Annotated in this window: 19 protein-coding genes; 7 read left to right on the top strand and 12 right to left on the bottom strand. The window is 27.9% G+C overall.

The features are described from left to right. From OWM07_RS08370 to OWM07_RS08340, 7 genes are read left to right on the top strand one after another with little or no spacing between them, the layout of a single operon-like run. The gene (locus OWM07_RS08370) at positions 1 to 402 is read left to right on the top strand and encodes an ExbD/TolR family protein (protein ID WP_423303243.1); all 402 of its coding nucleotides are present in this window, start codon (positions 1 to 3) and stop codon (positions 400 to 402) included. Next, the gene (locus OWM07_RS08365) at positions 399 to 1,118 is read left to right on the top strand and encodes a hypothetical protein (RefSeq protein WP_423303241.1); all 720 of its coding nucleotides are present in this window, start codon (positions 399 to 401) and stop codon (positions 1,116 to 1,118) included. The genes OWM07_RS08370 and OWM07_RS08365 overlap by 4 nt, the downstream gene beginning before the upstream one ends. A gap of 2 nt (positions 1,119 to 1,120) precedes the next feature. Then, on the top strand, positions 1,121 to 2,248 hold the full coding sequence (locus tag OWM07_RS08360; RefSeq protein WP_423303240.1) for a class I SAM-dependent methyltransferase: 1,128 nt from the start codon (positions 1,121 to 1,123) through the stop codon (positions 2,246 to 2,248). A 1-nt stretch (position 2,249) separates the two neighbouring features. Next, positions 2,250 to 3,740: an NADH-ubiquinone oxidoreductase-F iron-sulfur binding region domain-containing protein gene (locus OWM07_RS08355; RefSeq protein WP_423303239.1), complete on the top strand. Its 1,491-nt coding sequence runs from the start codon at positions 2,250 to 2,252 to the stop codon at positions 3,738 to 3,740. Further along, positions 3,733 to 6,459, top strand: a complete 2,727-nt coding sequence (gene fdhF / locus OWM07_RS08350; RefSeq protein ID WP_423303238.1) for a formate dehydrogenase subunit alpha — start codon at positions 3,733 to 3,735, stop codon at positions 6,457 to 6,459. Before OWM07_RS08355 ends, fdhF begins: the two co-directional genes overlap by 8 nt. Positions 6,460 to 6,463: 4 nt before the next feature. Continuing rightward, positions 6,464 to 7,369 (top strand): patatin-like phospholipase family protein, encoded by a 906-nt coding sequence (locus tag OWM07_RS08345; RefSeq protein ID WP_423303237.1) that lies wholly within the window; start codon positions 6,464 to 6,466, stop codon positions 7,367 to 7,369. Further along, the gene (locus tag OWM07_RS08340; RefSeq protein ID WP_423303236.1) at positions 7,359 to 7,880 is read left to right on the top strand and encodes a biotin transporter BioY; all 522 of its coding nucleotides are present in this window, start codon (positions 7,359 to 7,361) and stop codon (positions 7,878 to 7,880) included. Before OWM07_RS08345 ends, OWM07_RS08340 begins: the two co-directional genes overlap by 11 nt. Before the next feature lie 51 nt (positions 7,881 to 7,931). Here OWM07_RS08340 and OWM07_RS08335 read toward each other — a convergent pair whose 3' ends face one another. The 12 genes from OWM07_RS08335 to OWM07_RS08280 are packed head-to-tail and all read right to left on the bottom strand — an operon-like array spanning position 7,932 to position 17,391. After that, positions 7,932 to 9,617 carry a GspE/PulE family protein gene (locus OWM07_RS08335; protein WP_423303235.1) on the bottom strand — a complete coding sequence of 562 codons (1,686 nt, stop codon included), beginning with the start codon at positions 9,615 to 9,617 and terminating at the stop codon, positions 7,932 to 7,934. Positions 9,618 to 9,619: 2 nt separating this feature from the next. Continuing rightward, positions 9,620 to 10,840 carry a secretin N-terminal domain-containing protein gene (locus OWM07_RS08330; protein WP_423303234.1) on the bottom strand — a complete coding sequence of 407 codons (1,221 nt, stop codon included), beginning with the start codon at positions 10,838 to 10,840 and terminating at the stop codon, positions 9,620 to 9,622. Then, a complete protein-coding gene (locus tag OWM07_RS08325; RefSeq protein WP_423303233.1) occupies positions 10,824 to 11,168 on the bottom strand; it encodes a hypothetical protein in 345 nt (114 codons plus the stop codon). The genes OWM07_RS08330 and OWM07_RS08325 overlap by 17 nt, the downstream gene beginning before the upstream one ends. Continuing rightward, positions 11,165 to 11,710: a hypothetical protein gene (locus OWM07_RS08320; RefSeq protein ID WP_423303232.1), complete on the bottom strand. Its 546-nt coding sequence runs from the start codon at positions 11,708 to 11,710 to the stop codon at positions 11,165 to 11,167. The genes OWM07_RS08325 and OWM07_RS08320 overlap by 4 nt, the downstream gene beginning before the upstream one ends. After that, positions 11,697 to 12,278: a PilN domain-containing protein gene (locus OWM07_RS08315; RefSeq protein WP_423303231.1), complete on the bottom strand. Its 582-nt coding sequence runs from the start codon at positions 12,276 to 12,278 to the stop codon at positions 11,697 to 11,699. The genes OWM07_RS08320 and OWM07_RS08315 overlap by 14 nt, the downstream gene beginning before the upstream one ends. Continuing rightward, complete coding sequence (locus OWM07_RS08310) at positions 12,275 to 13,228, bottom strand: hypothetical protein (RefSeq protein ID WP_423303230.1); 954 nt, start codon at positions 13,226 to 13,228, stop codon at positions 12,275 to 12,277. Before OWM07_RS08310 ends, OWM07_RS08315 begins: the two co-directional genes overlap by 4 nt. Further along, positions 13,218 to 13,940: a hypothetical protein gene (locus OWM07_RS08305; protein ID WP_423303229.1), complete on the bottom strand. Its 723-nt coding sequence runs from the start codon at positions 13,938 to 13,940 to the stop codon at positions 13,218 to 13,220. The genes OWM07_RS08310 and OWM07_RS08305 overlap by 11 nt, the downstream gene beginning before the upstream one ends. Further along, a complete protein-coding gene (locus tag OWM07_RS08300; protein ID WP_423303228.1) occupies positions 13,937 to 15,298 on the bottom strand; it encodes an AAA family ATPase in 1,362 nt (453 codons plus the stop codon). The genes OWM07_RS08305 and OWM07_RS08300 overlap by 4 nt, the downstream gene beginning before the upstream one ends. Further along, positions 15,298 to 15,678 (bottom strand): hypothetical protein, encoded by a 381-nt coding sequence (locus OWM07_RS08295; RefSeq protein ID WP_423303227.1) that lies wholly within the window; start codon positions 15,676 to 15,678, stop codon positions 15,298 to 15,300. Before OWM07_RS08295 ends, OWM07_RS08300 begins: the two co-directional genes overlap by 1 nt. Further along, positions 15,644 to 16,390 carry a type IV pilin protein gene (locus tag OWM07_RS08290; RefSeq protein ID WP_423303226.1) on the bottom strand — a complete coding sequence of 249 codons (747 nt, stop codon included), beginning with the start codon at positions 16,388 to 16,390 and terminating at the stop codon, positions 15,644 to 15,646. Before OWM07_RS08290 ends, OWM07_RS08295 begins: the two co-directional genes overlap by 35 nt. Continuing rightward, a complete protein-coding gene (locus OWM07_RS08285) occupies positions 16,371 to 16,886 on the bottom strand; it encodes a prepilin-type N-terminal cleavage/methylation domain-containing protein (protein WP_423303225.1) in 516 nt (171 codons plus the stop codon). The genes OWM07_RS08290 and OWM07_RS08285 overlap by 20 nt, the downstream gene beginning before the upstream one ends. Further along, on the bottom strand, positions 16,876 to 17,391 hold the full coding sequence (locus OWM07_RS08280; RefSeq protein ID WP_423303224.1) for a prepilin-type N-terminal cleavage/methylation domain-containing protein: 516 nt from the start codon (positions 17,389 to 17,391) through the stop codon (positions 16,876 to 16,878). Before OWM07_RS08280 ends, OWM07_RS08285 begins: the two co-directional genes overlap by 11 nt. Positions 17,392 to 17,617 lie beyond the last annotated feature (226 nt).

Here is a 17,617-nt window from a genome sequence, read left to right as displayed (position 1 = left end):
ATGAAATTTTCTAAAAGAGAAAAAAATGCAGGTCTTGATATCAATTTAACCCCTTTGATAGATGTGGTATTTTTACTTTTAATATTTTTTATGGTATCAACTACTTTTATATATACCAATGCATTAAAGGTGGATTTGCCAAAAGCAAAGGGTGATGAGCAGACAATAAATAAAAGTATTGTTATTGTGATAAATAATAATAACGAGATTTTTTTAAATGAAAAAAAGATTTCAAAGTTTGCTCTTTATAAGACACTTTTAGATTTAAAAAAGAAATCTGAAAATCTTCCTATTATACTACAAGCTGACAAAGATGCAAAACATGGCACAGTAGTTTATGTAATGGATCAGTGTAAAAAAGCAGGTTTTGATAGGTTTACAATAGCTGTTGAAGAAGAATGATAGTTTATAGCAGACTTATACTTTTCTTGCTTATATCTTTAATATTTCATTTTGCTTTAATTTTTGTGATACCTGAGTTGCATATTGATTTTAAGAAATTAAGAGAGCAAGATGTAGAAGTTTTTATTGTTAAAAAGAGTTATGTTTCAAAAGTTTTGGAAAAGAAGAATAGAGACAATCTTATAGAAAATGCTAATTTGAATAAAATAAAAGAAAAAATTAAAGGATTTAAAAAGAAGAGAAGTAATATAAAAAGTAATGTTGACTTACCTGAAGCAAGTAATTTAGAAAAAATTAATATTCCACAGCTAAATGAAATCAAAATAAAAGATATTGAAAAAAAAGATGATGTGAATTTAGAAAGTGAATTAAATGTTGTGAAAGAGGAAGCTTTAAAAGAGTATTCCCTTACTAATGAACAGATAGCTCAAAGTAAGGCAAATAGTTTTTATGAGATAAAAAAGATTTCAAATATCAAGCGTAAAATTATTTATGAGCCACCAAAACCTAGTTTTCAACTTGAAAAAGATACGAAAATAACTTTGAAATTTAAAGTTGATAGGTACGGTATCCCTTATGATATAAATTTTGTGACCAGAAGTAGTAGTTATGTTGAAAATTTAGCTGTGAAATTTATTAAAGAGTTAAGATTTGATGCTGTAGATTATACACAAGCAGATGAAGTGGAAATTGTATTATATTTTAGGGTGGAGTAGTTATGGATGAACTTAAAAAATTAATAATTGATAAGGTTAAAGAATATAAAATTACTTTTGCAGAGTTTATGGATATTGCTTTGTACCATCCTGTTTATGGCTATTATCAAAAAGAAAACCCTTTTGGCATGCAGGGTAGTTTCTATACTTCTGTTGATGCTTCTGAGTCTTTTGGTAGATCATTGGCTAAAGGGTTTAAGAGAGCAATAAATGAACTTGGTCTTGATCCTGTGCTTTGTGAAATGGGTGCTGGTAGCGGTATGCTGGCAAATGATATCCTAAATTTTTATTTAAATGAAGAACCTGAATTTTATGATAAAATAAAATATATAATAATTGAAAAAAGTAACTATTTGATTAATAGGCAAAAGGAACTTTTAGCTCAACATAAAGATAAAGTTTCATGGATCGATTTTGAAAAATTAAATAATTTTGAAGGGATATTTTTTTCAAATGAATTAGTTGATGCTTTTCCAGTTCATAGAATTATTAATATTAATGGTGAGCTTAAAGAACTTTATGTAATATATCATGATAACAAACTTCAGTTTTATCCTGATAAATTTTCTACTGAAGAGTTAAATGACTATATTAATAGACTAAATATTAAACTTGTTGATAAACAAATAGCAGATATAAATCTGGATGCAACAAAATGGATTAAAGAGCTTGGTAAAAAAATTAGTAAAGGGGTTGTTGTTACAATTGATTATGGGTTTGAAGCAAAACAGCTGTATGCACCTTTTAGAATGGATGGAACAGTTACTTGTTATTTTAAACACACCCAAAACAATGATTTTTTTGAAAGGATCGGTTACCAGGACATAACTGCATTTGTGGATTTTTCCGCTTTAATGGAATATGGTAAAGAGAGTGGTTTGGATGTGGTAAAATTTGAGCCACAATGGTTGTTTCTGCTCCAATCTGGCATTTTAGATGAAATTGAAAAATCCAAATCAGATTTGCATAAAGCTAGGATTAGATCTTTAATTATACCCGAAGGTGGTTTTGGTACAAACTTTCATGTTTTAATACAAAGTAAAAACATTGATATTCCTGATAATTTTTTCTATAAAAAGCATTCTACAGAGCTTTTTAGTGAATTAAGTAAAATATATTCTGAGCATTGAAATGCCGGTCGTTGATAGATTTATTAGAAAATATGTTTTTTTTAAAGATGAATTAGCTTATAAACAATTTTTGGATGAAGCTAAAAGTTATAAATTTTCTAACTTTTCTAAAAATGATATTAAAAATCTTGCAAGGAAATATGGCTTACCTTATGGTGAGGCTTATTCGATAATATCATTTTATTCCTTATTAAATGCAGATAAAAACGCTATATTGGCTTGTAACTCTCCTGCTTGTAATAATAGTATCTTAAGTGAAAATATTATAAAAACACACTGTTTAGGGTTGTGTGATAAAGATTATGCTTTTATCAAAAATGAAGAGCAGGTATACTATGATGGTGAAAATTTTAAACCTATTGATAAAACAATAATATTGAATAAAAATTTAGATGATTGTTTGATTTTAAAAAAGAAAGAAAGAGAGTATTATATTAACTCATTAAATAATCTTTTGTTATTAAACAAAGATGAATTGCTAAATTGGGTGAAAAATTCTGGATTAAGTGGAAGAGGGGGAGCAAATTTTCCAACCTTTAAAAAATTAGAAATAGCTAAAAATATTGATAGTCAAATAAAATATCTTGTGTGCAATATTGATGAATCTGAACCATTTGTTTTTAAAGATAGAGCACTTATAGAGATCAATCCAGATGTAGCTGTATCTGGTGCAATACTATCTGCTTATATAATCGGAGCTACAGATATTGTTTTTTATATAAGAGGTGAATATATAAAGCAAAAAAATATTTTGAAAAAAACTATTGATAACTTTTTATCAGATATAAGCTTTTTAAAAAAAATAAATATTCATATTGTTAGTGGTGCGGGAGCTTATGTTTGTGGTGAAGAAACAGCCTTGATAGAATCATTTGAAGGTAAAAGGGGACGGCCAAGAATAAAGCCTCCATACCCTTTAGAAAGTGGTATTTATAATAAACCTACTGTTGTTAATAATATAGAAACTTTGTCTTATCTTTTTGAAGTCTGTAATTTGAAAATAGTAAATTTAGATAAAAGGCTTATTTCTGTAAGTGGTGATGTAAATAAAAAAGGCATAGTGGAAATTGATTCTGATAATTCTATAAATGATATATTAGAGAAATTTTGCGATGGGGTTGTTGGTAAAGCTAAATTTGCCATTTTAGGTGGTGCTTCTGGTTTTTTTATTGATAAAAAAGATTTTGGTAAAAGATTAAAAGACTTTAATACAAATTTTGTAGGATCGATTTTTATTGCCAGTGAAATAAGAGATAAATTAGAATTTTTAAAATATTTTGTCTCTTTCTTTGCTGATGAGTCTTGTGGTCAATGTATTCCATGTTATAGAGGGTATAAAAAATTATTAGAAAAATTTAACTGTCAAAAAAATGAAATAAATGAAACTGAAGTCAAAACATTAGTTGAATCTATGTGTGTCAGTACAAGGTGCGGACTGGGTAAAGCGATAAAAAATGCAATAAATTCTTATTTTGCGAGCTGTTATGATTAAAGTAAAAATTAATGGTAAAGACTATTTTTTTGAAAAAAAATTATTGATATTACAAGCGTGTGATTTAGCAGGTGAATATATACCAAATTTGTGTTTTGATAAAAGATTGAAGCCAATTGGAAGATGTAAGCTGTGCATCGTTAGGGTAAATGGAAAAATAATGACATCATGTGAAAGTTTTATTGAAAATGGGATGGAAATAATTACTGATAATGATGAGTTAAAAGAATACAGAAAAATAAATTTTGAATTATTATTCCAGAATATCTCTTTAGATGATATAAAAATATCTAATGATATTAAAAAGTTATTTGAGTATTTTGAAATTAAAAATTATGGCAATGATAAAAAGTATGACATTAGAAAAGTGTCAAACCCCTTTTTTACTTTTGATGAATCACTTTGTGTGCAATGTGGAAAATGTGTTTCTGCTTGTAGAGAATTGCAGGGGAGATTTATCTGGAATTTTGTTTTTAAAGGGAAAAAGCAGAGATTAAGTATAGGTGTTGATGAAACCTTTGAAGAAGCTGGTTGTGAATTTTGTGGTACATGTGTTGATTTTTGTCCCACAGGAGCTATCAGTAATAATGTAAAGTTAAACGGGGATAATATAAAAACAGTTGATACAGTATGCTCTTATTGTGGGGTTGGTTGTAGAGTTAGGCTTTTTACGGATGGGAAAAATATAAATGTAAAACCTATACAAATTGGGGAAAATTATAACTCTTTATGTGTAAAGGGTAGATATGGTCATTCCTATATTTTTAGTGAGGATAGGTTAAAGACACCACTTGTAAGGAAATATCTTTTAGAAAAATCTAATAAATCATTAGATAGTGAACTGATAGAGGTTGATTGGGATTTGGCATTGGAAATTGTTGTGAACAAGTTAATAGAAGTAAGAAATAAATATGGTGCTGATAGTATAGGATTTTTCTCATCAGCAAAATGTACCAATGAGGAAAATTATCTTTTACAAAAATTAGCTCGCCAGATAATAGGAACGAATAATATTGATCACTGTGCAAGACTTTGTCATTCATCTACAGTTGTGGGGTTAATACAGAGTATAGGCTCTGGTGCTATGACCAATACTATGGATGATATAATCAAAAATTCAAAGACCATATTTATTATTGGTTCAAATGTTACTGAGCAGCATCCAGTTTTTGGTGTAAAGATTAGAAGAGCAGTAATAAATAGAAATGTAAATCTAATTGTCGCTGATCCGAGGTGTATTGATATTGCTGATTTTTCAGATATTTATTTACCAATTAGACCAGGCACCGATATAGACTTAATCAATGCTTTATGCAGAATTATTATTGAAAATGGGTGGGAGGATAAAGAATATATATTTGAAAGATGTGAAAATTATGATTTGTTCAAAGAATATATATTATCAATCAACTTAGATGAATATATTAAAAAAACTGGTATTGACTATAATCTACTTTTCGATGTTGCTAAAATTATAGCTACAGAAAAACCTACAGCTCTAATATGGGCAATGGGGATTACTCAACATACTCATGGTGTTGACAATGTGTTAGCTTTGGCAAATTTACAACTTTTGACTGGTAATGTTGGAGTTAGTGGAGGAGGATTAAATCCTCTGCGAGGACAAAACAATGTACAGGGCGCTTGTGATATGGGTTGTCTGCCTGATGTTTTTAGTGGGTATCAAAAGGTATCTGATGAAAAGGTTATTGAAAAATTTGAAAATTACTGGAAATTATCTGGCAATTTTAAACTTAATAGAACTATTGGTAAAACAGTTACAGAAATGATGGATGGTTTAGATGACAAGACTTTAAGAGCCCTTTATATCATGGGTGAAAATCCTCTAATGACAGAACCTGATGTAAATAAAGTGGAAAAATCTTTAAAAAATGCAGAATTTTTAGTGGTACAAGATATCTTTCCTACAGAAACCTCTAAATATGCAGATGTGATATTACCCGCTGCATCGTTTGCAGAAAAAGAAGGAACATTTACAAATACAGAAAGGAAAATTAATTTAATAAATCCTTTGATAGACCCACTTTATAATTCGAAAACAGATTTTGAGATTATTGTATTGCTTGCTAATAGACTCATTAAAAAACTTAATTTAATACCAATTGGTGATTGTGCAAAATGGGATTACCAAAAGATTAGTGATGTGATAAAAGAGATTAATTTTACAACTCCTATATATAGGTTTGCTACTTATTCAAGATTAAAAAAGGGTGAAGATTTATACTGGCCAGTTTATGATGAAAAAAGTAGTGGGACAAAAATCTTGCACAAAGAAAGATTTGCAAGAGGTAAAGGGAAATTTCATATAGTATCTAATAGTAACCCTTATGAATCCCCTGATAATGAATACCCTTTTTTACTAAATACTGGCAGGGAGCTTTATCATTGGCATGGTGGTGAATTGACACGGAGAGTTGATGAGTTAACTAAAGTCTGTTCAAAGCCTATAGTAATGATTAATGTAAATGATGCAAAATCTTATGGTTTAATAGATGGAGATAATATTAAAGTAATTTCGAGAAGAGGGGAGATAATTGCAAAAGTTTTTGTTACAGAGAGATTAAAAGCAGGGGAGTTGTTTGGTAATTTTCATTTTCCTGAAGGTAATGTAAACAAGCTTACAGTGAAAGCTTTGGATAAGGTAGCTAAAATTCCTGAGTATAAGGTTTGTGCTGTTAAGATTGAAAGGGTAAATTGAAATTATGAAAATAGGAATATCTCTTGGAAGTGGGGCTGCTAGAGGTTTGGCTCATATAGGTATTTTAAAAGCTTTTCAAGAAGCAGAGATACCAATTTATGCTATAAGCGGCTCAAGTATGGGTGCTTTTATTGGTGGACTATATGCAGCAGGGTATGATGTTTTTCAAATGGAAAAACTGATTTATGAACTTGACTGGAAAATATTTACTGAGTTTTTTGATATTAAAATTACAAAATCGGGATTAGTAGATGGGAAAAAGATAGATAGATTTATTTATGAGTTTGTGGGTGATATAAAAATAGAAAACCTAGATTTAAAATTTTGCTGTGTTGCCACTGACTTATTTACTGGTAAAGAGATAGTGTTTAATTCTGGCTCTCTAATAAAAGCGATAAGGGCTAGTATTTCATTTCCTGGAGTTTTTATCCCAGCTTATTTAGACGGTATGTTTTTAGTGGATGGAGGATTAAAAAATCCAGTGCCTGTTAATAGATTACCAGATGATTGTGATATCAAAATTGCTGTTCATGTGGGGCCTTTTGCTGAAAAGGATGAATTTATAAATAAATATTATTCAAATGGAGAAAGCTTTGGACAAAAAGATAATAATTTATTTTTTAAATCTATAAATAAATTAGTGAGAGATATTCTTGGTAAAAATATTGAAAATGGAAAAGTAAAATATCCAAATATTTTTGAAATTTTGGTTCAAAGTATAGCAATAATGCAGGAAGCCACTGCAGAATATGTGATGGATGATGTTGAATGTATTAAGGTAAAACCTGATTTAGATGGTTATAAACTAACAGATTTTACAAAAGCTAAAGAAATAATAGAAATTGGATATGAGGAAGGGAAAAGACTTATAAATCGGTTATTAATGATGGAGGGTACACATGAAAAATAATAAAATTGTTTTTTCTGCTTTGATTACAGCTTTTTTAGCAGTTAGTGCTTTTATAAAAATCCCTTTAGAACCTGTACCTTTAACTTTACAACCTTTTGTGGTGTTATTAATGCCAATGATTTTTGGTATAAAACCTGCATTTATTGGTGGTTTGGTTTACTTAATATTAGGGTTAATTGGTTTACCAATTTTTGCTCATGGTGGTGGAATAGGGTATGTGTTACAGCCTACTTTTGGCTATCTTGTTGGCTTTGTTTTAGCTTCAATTCCTATTGGATACTTTGCAAAATATAAAAAGCTATTTTTTTATTTTTTAGGTGGTGCTGTAGGTTTGATTGTCATATATGGATTAGGGGTATCATATTTATATTTGAATTTAAATTATATTCAGCATAAAGCTATAGCTTTCAAAAAAATATTATATATTGGTTTTTTTACACCATTACCTTTTGATATTATTAAATTAATTGTTGCTTCAGTAATAGCATATAAAGTAAAAGATAGATTTTAACAATAAATATATTAAAGGAAACAATTTTGATACTTATATATGATTGATAATTTAGTCGTTTTCTATAGTAGTAACTCTCAAAACCTCTTCAAGAGTAGTTATTCCTACTGATGCAAGCTTCATCCCTGAATCGTAAAGTGTTTGAAACCCTTTGCTCAAAGCATATTTTCTAATAGCTTCTGTAGTGGCATTTTTGCTTATCATTTCTCTCATTTCGGTATCAATTTTTAAAACTTCATAGATACCTATCCGCCCTTTGTATCCTGTATAATGACATTCTGGACAACCTTCACCTTTTACAAATTTTGCATTTTGATATTTAATATCTAATCGTTTCAATATAGTTTCATCTGGAGTGTATTCTACAGCACAGTTTAAACATACTTTTCGAACGAGTCTTTGAGCAACAACACCTATTAGAGAAGAAGAAACTAAATATGGTTCTATCCCCATATCCACAAGTCTTACAACACTACTTACTGCATCATTTGTATGTATTGTAGCTAAAACAAGATGACCTGTAAGGGATGCTTGAATAGAGATTTGTGCTGTTTCCTTGTCCCTTATTTCCCCAACCATAATAATATCTGGGTCTTGTCTCAATATGGATCTTAATGCAGAAGCAAAGGTTACACCTGCAGCTTCATCTACTTGGACTTGATTGATTACTTTAAAATTGTATTCAATAGGGTCTTCAATCGTTACAATATTTTTTTCTAATGTGTTTAATTTGTTTAATGTTGCATACAGAGTTGTAGTCTTACCACTTCCAGTAGGACCAGAAATCAAAATAATACCGTAAGGTTTTGAAATAATAGAGTCATAAATTTCTAATGAGTGAGTATCCATACCAATTCTGTGAAGCTCTAACAATGCTTTGCTTCTATCAAGCACTCTTAATACTGCTTTTTCACCAAAATTAGTAGGAAGTGTGGATACCCTAAAATCTATATCTTGAAAATTTATTTTTATTTTAAATCTGCCATCTTGAGGAACTCTTTTTTCTGCTATATTCATATTTGCCATAATTTTAATTCTTGAAATTATAGCTGGTGCTAATACTTTATTTAAAGTCAAAATTTCATGTAAGATACCATCAATTCTAAATCTTACCCTTAATATATCTTCATCTGGTTCAATATGAATATCTGATGCCTTCTCATTTATAGCTTTTGCTATAATGCTATTTACGAGGTTTACCGCAGATGAGCTTTCTGCTAAGGATTCGTAGACACTATCATCTTCTGAAGATAAAAGAGATATCTCTTTTTCTACCGTTTGTGCAATATTATATAGATGTTCTTCACCACCATATATTTTATTAAATGCAGCCAAAAATTCATCATTTGAAATAAGCATTGGTATTACATCTTTTTTGGTAAGTCTGGTAATTTCATCAATTGCAATGATATTGTTTGGATCACTCATAGCGATATGTAGAGTGTTACCTTCTATTTTTACAGGGATAACTTTATATTTCCTTGCAACATTTTCTGGGATAATATTTTTAAAGCTTGGAGATAGTTCTAATTGGTCTAAAGTGACTCTTTCTATGCCAAGCTGTTCGGATAAAATATCGAGTAAAAAATCTTCAGTGATATATCCTAAGTCTATTAAAACTTCACCAATTTTTTTCCCTGTTTTTTTCTGCTCTTCAAGGGCAACTTTAAGTTGAGCCTCAGTTAGATACCCTTTAGTAACAAGTAAATCACCAATTCTAATATGTTTTAATTTCATTTTTATTCCTTGATAATCTTTGGAGTTATAAAAATTACAAGGTCGTTTAAATCATGGCTGTTTGTTTTACTTTTGAATAACCAGCCAATGAGAGGTATTTTACTCAAACCTGGTACGGCTGAAGTGCTTTTTGATTGTTTTTCTTGAACAAGTCCACCAATAACTGTTGTTTCACCGTCTTTAAGTTTTACATAAGTTTCAGCTTTTCTAGTAAACTTTAAAGGATACCCATCAACAGTTTTTGTAAAGTCAAGTTCGCTCTTATCTACGACTATTTTTAACAAAATATTATTATCTGGTGTGACTTGTGGAGTTACAGTCAATGAAAGTTTTGCTTCATCAGATTCAACATTGGTATCATCATTGTCTATTACTTTATAATGAAATTCAAAACCACTTTCAATTTTGGCTTCTTTATTATTCATAGTTATGATTTTAGGTTGTGAAACAATTTTTGCTAACCCTTGTTGCTCTAAAGCTTGAAGTTTTGCATCTAAAATAAAAGATCCAGAATAATTTCCTAGTAATAGGGATAGTGTTCCAGCAGGGTTTGTTATAGGTAAATTTACCATATAACCAGATGTATCACCACCTATTGATATTGTATTAGGGAAATTAGAGTTTGTTGAGTTGAAATTTGTATTTGCAGACCATTGAAGTCCAAGCTCCCTACTACCAGTTTTTGATACTTCGACAATTTTTGCTTCTATCATAACCTGTTTTATAGGAATATCAATTTTGGAGATATAATATTTCATTTTTTCGATATTATCTTTTGTATCAGTGATTATTAAAGTTCCACTATAGTCATCGACCACAATTTTACCTTTTTTACTTTTAAAGTTTTCTAAAATTTTAACTAAATCGGATAGCTTAATATTTTTTGGTGCATAAAAGTAATCTACTATTGGTGCAGTATCATTTTGTATACCTGATTTATAAAAGTAAATAATATTATTTTTAATTTCATAACTTAAATTAAACTGTTTTGCTATATTGTCTATAATGTCTTTGATAGCAACATCTTCTAAATAGAGAGTTAATTTACCATCAATATTTTTTGGTAAAACGACATTGATTTTAGTCAATTTTGATAAGGTTATCATTACATCTTTGATATCTGCATCTTTAAAGTTTACAGAAATCCTTTGATTTAAATCAGCAGCAAAAACTAATGATGATATTGATAAAATTAAAATTATTAGTTTAATTTTTGTCCACATAGAGCACAACCCTACTTTTATTTTTTGTTAAAACTACTTTTGTCATATCTATATTAACTATCTTGTATCCATTTACAAAACTGTTTAGACCATAACTATTATTATTTATTATTGCAAAATAATCATTTCCTATTTTAATAACCCCTGTAAGATTAAAATTTTGTTCTTCTTTTGTTTGAACTATGTTTTCTCCTTTTTTTAATGGTTTTATGAATGCAAAACGATATTTATTTATAAATGAAAAATTATTACGAGGGATATTTGCAACATCCCAACAATAACCATTGAATGTTAAAATAATTATGCAAAATATTAAAAACCCTTTCACTTTATCATCCCATAAGCTGATATATTCAAAGTCATATAAACAGTTCCATCATCTTTAAAATCAAGCTTGTATGAATCTAGATATAACCATTCGTTTTCATATTCAATATTTTCTAATAACTTTAAAATATTGTAAATATTTCCTTGCACATAGACAGAATAGTGATTATTAAACTTTATGCCATTAACATCAAAACCAGAAAAACTAAACTCATCAATTTTAACTCCACTATCTAAAATAATAGTTTTTATAACTGATGATAAATATGTCTTATTTTTTACATATTCTAGTAAATTTGCCATATCTGTTGTGGTGTTAATAATTTGTTTTTTCAAAGAGTAAATTCCACTGAGAGTATTTAATCTTCTATTAAATTCTATCAAATTTGAGCTAATTTTTCCATCTATTTGGCTTAATTTGACTTTTAAGGTATTAAACCTACTAATTTGCACCTGTCTTATATATTTTGTGTAAACTAACAGAATTAAAATTAATAATAATATAAACAAAATTATAACATGGGTTCTTTTAATTGATCTCATCTAAATCTTTTACCCTCATAATTATTTTGAAATTATAATAGCTACTTGATTCATCTTTCTTTATAAAATTAAAATCTATATTTTTAAGTAACTTATTATTTTCAAGAGAGTGATAATATCTATAAAAGGATTTAGCATTTTTAGTAATCCCTTCGATATAAATTAAGTTATTCTTGTAAGACACATTTTGGAAAAATATATCATCTGGCTTAGAGGTCAAATAAAAGACTGTAGAGATAAGTGGTGAATTTGTTGAGGAGTAAAAAGTGTAGATTTCTTTTTTTTCTTTAAGTAATTTTTGTAACTCATTTTTCAATGAATCGTATTGTTTTTCATATCTATCAAGGCTACTTATCTCTTTTTTAAGTTCACTATTATAATCGGATAAATTTTTAATCATTTTTTCTAACTGACCATTTTTATAATACAGCATTGAATAATCAAATATAATTATCAAAATAGTTAAAATTAATGTAAAGAATGATAATTTTATTATATAGTCTTTAATAATATCATATCTTAAATTTTCTGGTATAATGTTTAATTTTTTTATCTTTTTAAAGCTCATATCTCTTTAAATGCTCCTAAAGTTTCAATTAGATAATCGAAATCTTCAAAATTAAAATTACTTTCGGCTACATAATTTTCTGGGACAGTTTTTATTACTTTCATGTTAAATAATTTATTATAATATTTTTCAATTGCTTTTATCCTATTGAATCTTCCAATTATGTTTATTGAATTAACACTCCCCTTGTTAATATATCTATTGTAATAATCGAGGGTCCGTTGTATTTCTAAGCTAATTCTATCAATATTGTCTCTAATTGTTGAAGAAATATTATTCATTTCGTCAGTTTCATATTCATCAACACCTACATTTTCTAAGTAATCAATTACTTTTTCTGTAGGGACTCCACCATCTATTGAGATTTTTTCAATAATATGGTTATAACCAATATTTAAACCTCTAGTAAATAGGATGTTTTCACCACTTGAAATAAATATTATTGTTTGCTTATCCCTGACATTTAATTTTAAACTTATATCTAATTCATCTTTGAAAAATAAACTGGTTGCATAAATGTCACTAAAGCATGAAAGAAGCTTTACATTTTTTAGGTTAGTAAAAATACTTTCGTATTGTTTTGGGATTCCACATATATAAGCTAAATATTCGCTATCGGTTTCAGAAAGTGAATAGTCGATTAGATAATCTTTTAATTCTACTTCAAAAGTATTTTTAAATCGTTTTAGAATTTCAGCAGGTATATTCATTATGTTTTTATTAATAAATTCTACTTTATCCAACAACTCGGAACCACAGTAAATAAAAGTTAAATATTTATTTTTAGATTCGCTAATATGATCCTTTATATCTTTAATCAAATCATCAATATTTGAGTACGCATCTTTAACAGCATAAATTGGATATAAAATATTATTTTTCATATATCCACAGATAAATTCGTAATTACTGTCATCAAAAATAACAATATTTTGCTTGCTAACTTTCATTCTTAATTCCAGTATATTCCATTAAAAATTTTTTTATTTTTAACTTATGCTTTATGGGTGGTATATTGCAACTTTTCAAAGATTTGTCATAATAAATTTTTGAAAACTCTTTATTTCCAAGGCTATCAAAATTTACAGCATACAAAAGATTAATTTCACAATTCAAATTATTTCCTTTAATTTTACTGATATCGTTTAAAATATCGATTGAGTTTTTATACTTTTTTAATTTGTATTGAAATAATGCAAGATAGTAACCACATAAAGCTTTATAATAAGGCTTTTTTGATAAGTTATAGCATTTTAACAAGTGAGATTTAGCCATATTAAGATTATTTTCTTTAAAGTAGTAAATACCTAATAAAGTATCATCTTTTGATTCATTAATTATTTTTAAAGCTTGACTTTTATTATTTAAAGAAAGATTGATTAAAATTTCTTCATCTTTTAGTGAAGCCATTTTTTTTTCTAGATCAGCTATTTTATCAAGCTTTTCTTTTTTTAGATTAGTAATTTGAGGATAATTTTTGTTTTTGAAAGTAGAGTAAGTTTTATTTATTAATTGATAGTCTAAAACTCCAATTAAGAAAAAAATAATTATTATTAAAATAAGTAAAAAAGGGATGTTAAAGTTAAATTTTATTTTTTTCTTGTAAACAATTGATTTTTCACTATTTTTGTTCTTTTTAAGTGCCTCTCCAATTAAACTCATTGAACCTCACAGTTAACTATTTGATTGTATTTATCATATATTAACACCCATCCTATATTATTGTCAATACTTATCATTGCCCAATCATTAGCAATTTTAATTACTTCAACTTTACTATTTTTTTTCATTATAGTTAAATATGGTGAGTTTAAGTCAGGTTTTATTCTAACTTTTTGATTTACTTTAAATAGAATGCATTGTTTATCATTTTTGATTATTTTATCCTTTTGATTAAATTCTTTTTCTTCTACTGAGATATTATCATTTGTTTTTAATGTTTTATTTAATTGAGTTTCGGTTTTGACTATTACTATTTCTTTAGAATGATTGTCTTCTTTTGTTTTTACGGAATTAGTGAGGTTATCTTTTTTATTTAACAAAGAGTTATTATTAATAATGTTTGAGTTATTGTTTTTGTTAGATTCAATTTTGCAATAGTTTTCAAAAAGAAGAAATATTAAAAATAATGCTATTATTGTTAGGCCAGTAATTATAAATTTAGAAGTGTTTTTGCTAGTAGTTTTAAAGCTTTTAGTGTATTGAACAAGTGTTGGGTTTATTTCAATAAAAGCTTCATCTATATGTTTTTTATCAATTTTTTTGGATTTATCATTGTAAGCTGCAATTAAAGCATATTCACACAATTTATTGATATCTCTTGGATTACCACCTGTGTATTTGTATATAGCTTTTATGGCATTTTTAGTAAAAATAGCTTTGTTATATTTTGAAGCTTTGCTAATTCTAAAGTTAACATAATTTTCAACATCATCTAATGTCAAAGATTTTAATTGAATAATGGTAGAAATTCTCTGTTTTACTTGTCTAAGTTCATATTTGTTTAGCATTTCTAAAAATTCAGGTTGTCCAACAAATAGTATTTGTAATAACTTAGCATCCTCTTTTTCAATATTAGACAATTGTCGAATAAGCTCTATTGTCTCTAAAGATAGATTTTGTGATTCATCAATAATTAATAAAGCGTATTTGTTTTCTTCATAAAGTTTTAATAGATATTCTGTTAATTTGTTATAAATTTTACCTTTGTCATAGTTTTTAGGAATCGTAATCCCAAAATCAGAACATATATATCTTATCATCTCCTCAGGGGATAAAAAAGGGTTTAGCACTAGGCATGTTTCTACATCAGTCAATGAGTTTAATAACACTCTTGTAAGTGTTGTTTTTCCAGTTCCCACTTCGCCAATTAAAGCCATAAACCCTTTTCTGGTTTTTATAGAATATTCTATAAGTTGAATTGCTTCTTCATGACTGGTAGAGCAGTAAAAAAAGTCTGGATCTGGGGTTAATTTAAATGGCTCCTCTTTAAAATTAAAAAATTCTGTGTAAACACTCATTAGTTTTGTATCTTAACTTTAATTTTTCTTTTTACTAAATCGTTATAAGCCACACATTCATAAATTGTTACATTATCTTTTATTTTTCTAATAATTTCAACAGTAAAGTTGTTGTAAGTTAAAGAAGTTTTATTATTTCCATCATAAATTAATTCATTAGTTCCAGTCTGATTATCTGCGATTGCGATTTCACAACCTGTTTCAGCTAAATAAAAAGCTTTGGTAGAAAGTAATTCTTCACTGCTTGATATGGATTGATTTGATAAAATTGTTACAAGTGTAACTCCGATAAACCCAAATATCACAAGGAGAAAAACGGCAAATATTAAAGATGATCCTTTTTTATCATGGAGCATTTCTAATATGAACAACTTTTTCATAATTTAAACTCACATCATTTTTTTTAAGAGTTAAACTGATTTTTACAGAAGCATTTCTCCATCTATTTCCAGCATTATAAGTAAATTCTACATTGTCTAAAAAATTACCAAAAGCATAACAATCACCATCAATATTAAAATCTGTATTGATATCCCCTTTACACCAATAAAGTTGATTATTTAGCAATTTATAAGCAATGACTTTGTCAAAAAGAAAAACCCTTTTATATGGTGAGTCTTTTTTCAGTTTTTTATCTAAAATTAAATAGCTGCCAGAATTGTTATCTGTGACATTGTAAACTCTTTCTTTATTATAAAACTGATTACATTTTGTTACGTATATACTCAAAATATCATTATTATTAATTGATACATTTTCTGTTAAGCTGATATTGTCTTTGTCATTTTTTGTATAAAAATATACATCTTTAAATGATGCAAATTTTATGTTGTTTGAGTTTTTTGGCTGGCAATTATTGTTGAAATCAGCAACAGTGTTAGGGATAGCATATTTGAGCTCTTTTGCAATTCTTTCTGTGATAAATTTTGCTTCATTGTATAACAAATCTTTTACTTTAGTATCTGTATAACCTGTCATAATAGGCAAAAGTAGATTAACACCTAAAAATGACACAATTCCAAGCAACACAATTACAATTATTAGCTCAATAAGAGTAAAACCTTTTTTATTTCTAAAAATTACCTTTGACATACTCTAAAGTGAACCTTTCTTTTAATAAGTCTGATTCGACACTTACCTGAATTAGTTTGTAATTTGTAGTTGTACAACTGTTTGAAACAATTTGGCTATTTTCTATTTTGACAAAATAAACATTTACAAAAATCTTAAAATTACCATTTAGTCCAAAATCAGATGGTTGATACTCTTTTTCTGTATCACAACTATCTACATAATCATCCACATCATCATATTTATTCATATTGTTTTCATTATTTTCTTTACCAATATTTATTTTATTTGAATTTATTATTCCACCCCCATTTGGTGTGTTTTCATCAAACTTCTTTGCTATTATTTCTTCTAACACTGTTTGAGCAGCAACAATGGCTTTATGTCTGATAATTGGATCACTTGTTTTACCAAGTGTATTGTAAAATAAAATCATAATACCCATAACACCAACAGTAAACACAACAATAAAAATTATAATTTCGATAAGTGTAAATCCTTTGTTTTTATTGTACAATTATGCCTCCAGAATAGGGGACAATTTTAATTTTTCTACTACCCAATGTTATAGTTGTTTCTGTGGCTAATAAATTATTGTTTGTTGAATCAGTGTCGCTATCTGGTCTTCCAAGATAGTCAAAATATAACTGATTTATATTTGATGAAAATTTATTTTTTAACTTTACAGGATTATCAATTGATGGGATATTGGCAACATTCCCATTGTTATCATAAATGGTGTATTTTTTATTTATACCATCAAGTCTTACTGACCATCCTCCACCATCTACCATTGATTTGTGCTGAACATATCTGATATCAGAATATAGCTGGATAATATCAGTATCTTCACTAAAAGAGCCTATTTCAATTTTTGGAGAGATAACAATTGCTAGAATACCTACAAGAATTATGATGATAATTAGCTCAATAAGTGTAAAGCCCGAATTATTTGAGGATTTTGAACAATAAAAATTACTAAAGTTTCCAGATGGCTTTACTAACGCTCTTAATGACAGCAATATAGTCTTTGCGAGGAGCGAGAGCAACGAAGCAATCTCAAATAAAACATTGAAGCAGTAGATTGCTTTGCTGACGCTCGCAATGACGAAAATTTGTTTGTCATTGCGAGGAAGCGTAAGCTGACGAAGCAATCTCAGGTAAAAAGTTGAAGCAATAGATTGCTTCGCTAACGCTCGCAATGACAGCATTTTAGGGTCATTGCGAGGCAACAAAAGTTGCCGAAGT

The sequence above is a fragment of the Deferribacter thermophilus genome, assembly GCF_049472675.1.
Lineage (GTDB): Bacteria > Chrysiogenota > Deferribacteres > Deferribacterales > Deferribacteraceae > Deferribacter > Deferribacter thermophilus.
Note: the sequence above shows the minus strand (reverse complement) of the source record. Positions and strands in the feature narration are given on the sequence as shown.

What these genes read in the sequence shown, in the direction of transcription:
- OWM07_RS08290 (WP_423303226.1), bottom strand. Translation starts at nt 16,390, where the DNA reads ATGTCAAAGGTAATTTTTAGAAATAAAAAAGGTTTTACTCTTATTGAG.
- OWM07_RS08300 (WP_423303228.1), bottom strand. Translation starts at nt 15,298, where the DNA reads ATGAGTGTTTACACAGAATTTTTTAATTTTAAAGAGGAGCCATTTAAA.
- OWM07_RS08310 (WP_423303230.1), bottom strand. Translation starts at nt 13,228, where the DNA reads ATGAAAGTTAGCAAGCAAAATATTGTTATTTTTGATGACAGTAATTAC.
- OWM07_RS08335 (WP_423303235.1), bottom strand. Translation starts at nt 9,617, where the DNA reads ATGAAATTAAAACATATTAGAATTGGTGATTTACTTGTTACTAAAGGG.
- OWM07_RS08315 (WP_423303231.1), bottom strand. Translation starts at nt 12,278, where the DNA reads ATGAGCTTTAAAAAGATAAAAAAATTAAACATTATACCAGAAAATTTA.
- OWM07_RS08365 (WP_423303241.1), top strand. Translation starts at nt 399, where the DNA reads ATGATAGTTTATAGCAGACTTATACTTTTCTTGCTTATATCTTTAATA.
- OWM07_RS08360 (WP_423303240.1), top strand. Translation starts at nt 1,121, where the DNA reads ATGGATGAACTTAAAAAATTAATAATTGATAAGGTTAAAGAATATAAA.
- OWM07_RS08345 (WP_423303237.1), top strand. Translation starts at nt 6,464, where the DNA reads ATGAAAATAGGAATATCTCTTGGAAGTGGGGCTGCTAGAGGTTTGGCT.
- OWM07_RS08340 (WP_423303236.1), top strand. Translation starts at nt 7,359, where the DNA reads ATGAAAAATAATAAAATTGTTTTTTCTGCTTTGATTACAGCTTTTTTA.
- OWM07_RS08320 (WP_423303232.1), bottom strand. Translation starts at nt 11,710, where the DNA reads ATGAGATCAATTAAAAGAACCCATGTTATAATTTTGTTTATATTATTA.
- OWM07_RS08330 (WP_423303234.1), bottom strand. Translation starts at nt 10,840, where the DNA reads ATGTGGACAAAAATTAAACTAATAATTTTAATTTTATCAATATCATCA.
- OWM07_RS08370 (WP_423303243.1), top strand. Translation starts at nt 1, where the DNA reads ATGAAATTTTCTAAAAGAGAAAAAAATGCAGGTCTTGATATCAATTTA.
- OWM07_RS08295 (WP_423303227.1), bottom strand. Translation starts at nt 15,678, where the DNA reads ATGAAAAAGTTGTTCATATTAGAAATGCTCCATGATAAAAAAGGATCA.
- OWM07_RS08355 (WP_423303239.1), top strand. Translation starts at nt 2,250, where the DNA reads ATGCCGGTCGTTGATAGATTTATTAGAAAATATGTTTTTTTTAAAGAT.
- OWM07_RS08305 (WP_423303229.1), bottom strand. Translation starts at nt 13,940, where the DNA reads ATGAGTTTAATTGGAGAGGCACTTAAAAAGAACAAAAATAGTGAAAAA.
- fdhF (WP_423303238.1), top strand. Translation starts at nt 3,733, where the DNA reads ATGATTAAAGTAAAAATTAATGGTAAAGACTATTTTTTTGAAAAAAAA.